At 59.4% G+C, this 350-nt stretch carries 1 pseudogene; it reads right to left on the bottom strand.

Going from position 1 to position 350, the window contains the following annotated elements:
• Nucleotides 1-169: 169 nt before the first annotated feature.
• Nucleotides 170-350 (bottom strand): annotated as a pseudogene (locus tag K6N12_RS35195) (nitrogenase molybdenum-iron protein alpha chain); the annotation flags it as partial.

The raw sequence follows: 350 nt of genomic DNA, 5'->3' as shown, positions 1-350 counted from the left end.
GGAACAGGGGAGCATGGTCGAGAACTTTTTCCGCCGACTGCGGCATAGTAAGCACCTTTCTTTTCATCGCGCCGCACCGGTGGCGGCAATGGGATGTCATCTGTCACGAGTGCGGATCAAGTCCGATGGGAAGAGCCTGGCCTGCCCCTTCCCAAGACAGGCCAGGCTCTCATTCGGCCGCAACCGCCTCAGCTGGCGCGGCCTCTTTTTTCCAGGGGACGTTGTAGAGATCCCACACCGGATTATTGATGGCCAGATCCATGTCGCGGGCGAATATGGCGAAGCCGTCATAGCCGTGATACGGGCCGGAATAATCCCAGGAGTGCATCTGGCGGAAGGGGATGCCCATC

Origin of the sequence: Rhizobium redzepovicii (assembly GCF_019793435.1) — a bacterium.
GTDB classification, from domain to species: Bacteria; Pseudomonadota; Alphaproteobacteria; order Rhizobiales; family Rhizobiaceae; genus Rhizobium; species Rhizobium redzepovicii.
The sequence above is the reverse complement of the archived record's forward strand: the minus strand, read 5'-3'. Positions and strand labels throughout refer to the sequence as shown.